A 2,640-nucleotide genomic window follows, 5' to 3' on the forward strand; every position below is an offset into this window, starting at 1 on the left:
CGAAAGCGTAGCCCGTAGCACGCCGACCTTGCCCACACAAGCGCAGCGCAGTGTGGGCAAGGGCACGCCCAAAAAAATAATATCAAACCTATCAAAATAAATGTCAATATCTAAAATTTTCTACCTGTTTTTGCCCTTTGAGCTTGTCTTTTTTGTAACTCCTCTAACTTACGCTGCAAAGCTGACTTAACTTCGCTCTTATTCGCTGATTTTTGTTGATTAGCCTGAATTCGGGCTAACAATTTTTTCTCATCTACCACTCGTTTAATCAACTCTTGCTGAATAATAGAAAGCATCGTACTTACAAAGTAATAAAACGAAAGTGCCGCAGAAATACTATTAAAATATCCCAAAAAGATGATAGGCATCAAATAAGAAATCCATAGCATTTGTTTATACTGTGGATTAGTTTGAGTTTTGTTCGTAATGTACGTGTAAAGAATAGTAGCTCCTGTCATGAGCAAGGTAAATAAACTTACATGATCGCCATAAAATGGGATTTTAAAACCAAGGTTGAGAATAGAGTCATAAGTAGAAAGGTCTTTTGCCCACAAAAAGCTTTGCTGACGAAACTCTATTGCTTGGGGAAAAAACTGCAATACCGCAAACAAGATAGGTAATTGCAATAGGATTGGTACGCATCCCCCTAAGGGATTTACCCCTGCCCTGCGATAAAAATTCAATATCTCTTGCTGTTGGCGTGTAGGATCGTCTTTGTATTTTTCTCGGATAGGTTCTAATTGCGGCGCCAATATTCGCATTTTTGCACCTGAAATATAGGATTTCCAGTTCAATGGCAGTAAAATTAAACGAATAGCTATGGCTAATAAAATGATGTTAATTCCATAATTGATACCCATCCATTCAAACATGTTGAACAAAGGTATAATAATGTACATGTTCACATATTTGAGAATGAACCAGCCTAAGCCCAACTGCTTATAAAAACCATCCGCGCCAGATTGAGCTACTGCTTTCAATTGATGATAGTCATTAGGTCCAAGATATAAGCGGAACTTATGTTGTGTGTTTTCCCCAGGCGTATAGCCTACACTTAAGCGAGAAGTATAGACCTTTATTATGTTTTCATTTTGAGGAACATAACTTTCCACTTTCATGCCCAAAGTGGGCGTACCTGCAATTAAAGCAGCACAAAAATATTTTACCTTATGGGAAACCCAGTATATTGTACCGTTTTGTGTTTCACTTTCTAAATCGTTGGAAGTATAGCTCAATCGGTCTACATCGCCTGCCCAATTGTAATAAAGCGTAGAATTCATGCGGTTATCTTCTAAATCTTCTTTTCGTTCTGTGGCAAGCATCTCTGTGTGTAGAAAAAGTTCATAGCTGTTGTTAGCAAGAATGTTTTTCAAGCCTTTTATCTGTAAATCCATTCCGACTACATACGAATTACCTTGCAGAGTAAAAATTCGCTTAATGTAGTTACCTTCATCAATTTTGATCACAAAAGCAAGCTGCGACTGTTTATCGCCTGTTAATTTCATATTTGTGTCCCCTTCTACTGTGAAGTAGAGTTCATCAGTGTTGAGAATGCTACCGCTTGTCATGGCAAAGTTGCAGTAGAGTTTATTTGAGTTTCCTTCAAACAAAACCAAAGACTTGCCATAATAAGTTTTGTAGTCTTTGAGTTCAACACGAACTAAATTTCCCCCTTTAGTATCAAAGGTTAGTTTTAAGACTTCATTTTCTACGGTAATTAGGCGAGATTTGCCTTGCGTATAAGGGGCAAAAGGTCCAAATTTGGTATATAGTTCAGACTTTTTTATGCTATCTAACACAGATGCGCTAAGCGTATCTTTTTTAGTAACACTGTCTTTGGTAGATGATACATTTGTCTGTGGATTTTCTTGTTTTTTAAGTATCTCTTGACGCCTTTGTTCTAGCTGGGCTTCCGTAGGGCGATTGATATACATGTAGGTAAATAGTATTATCCCTATCAAAATAAAGCCGATAATCGCATTTTTGTCCAATCCTCTCATAATAGAAATGATTTTGCAAAACTACAAGAATTACGTTGAGTTTGTAGTTTCATTTGTAACTTTTTCCACATTTTTTTTAGAAAACTATCTTAAAATTGCGGTGAGATTATGAAAAGTGTTCTGTTGGCTATATGCTGTATATGGACTTTTTGGAGCAAAGCACAAACTGAAATAGGCGAACTCAAATTTGAGGAAACTGTTTTTGATTTTGGTACTGTGCTGCAAAAAACAGGGACTAACACTAAAATTACTCATGATTTTGTAGTAACAAACGTGGGCAAAAAGCCTATAACTATCACGAAGGTTGAGTCTGCTTGCGAGTGTGTAGTTAGTAAATGGACGCAGACACCTATTTTGCCAACTAAAAAGGGCAAAATAACCGTAGAATACGATGCAAGCACACCTGGGGTATTTCTTAAATACGTTCAAGTTTTTACTAATGGCAAACCTGAGCAAAAGACATTATTTATTTACGGCAGTGTAGAAAAAAGCCTTGATACTAAAAGCGGTCAGAAGTTAAACTAATCTACAGAGCATAATTGACAAGCATTTAATTTTAATTTTTTGGGCGTGCCCTTGTGGGCATTCGCTACGCTCATGCCCACAAGGTCGGCGTGGGGGGGGGTGAGCGCACTCATCG

At 37.5% G+C, this 2,640-nt stretch carries 2 protein-coding genes; one reads left to right on the top strand and one right to left on the bottom strand.

Annotated elements, in window-relative coordinates:
• Positions 1-110 precede the first annotated feature (110 nt).
• Positions 111-2,000, bottom strand: a complete 1,890-nt coding sequence (yidC, locus tag NZ519_13575) for a membrane protein insertase YidC (GenBank protein MCS7029784.1) — start codon at positions 1,998-2,000, stop codon at positions 111-113.
• Positions 2,001-2,108: 108 nt separating this feature from the next.
• Between yidC and NZ519_13580 the strand changes: the two genes are divergently transcribed.
• Positions 2,109-2,525 (top strand): DUF1573 domain-containing protein, encoded by a 417-nt coding sequence (locus tag NZ519_13580; protein ID MCS7029785.1) that lies wholly within the window; start codon positions 2,109-2,111, stop codon positions 2,523-2,525.
• The last annotated feature ends 115 nt before the right edge of the window (positions 2,526-2,640 follow it).

Source organism: Bacteroidia bacterium, assembly GCA_025056095.1.
Taxonomy (GTDB): domain Bacteria; phylum Bacteroidota; class Bacteroidia; order JANWVE01; family JANWVE01; genus JANWVE01.

Coding starts and splice junctions, on each gene's coding strand:
- NZ519_13580 (MCS7029785.1), top strand. CDS start 2,109: ATGAAAAGTGTTCTGTTGGCTATATGCTGTATATGGACTTTTTGGAGC.
- yidC (MCS7029784.1), bottom strand. CDS start 2,000: ATGAGAGGATTGGACAAAAATGCGATTATCGGCTTTATTTTGATAGGG.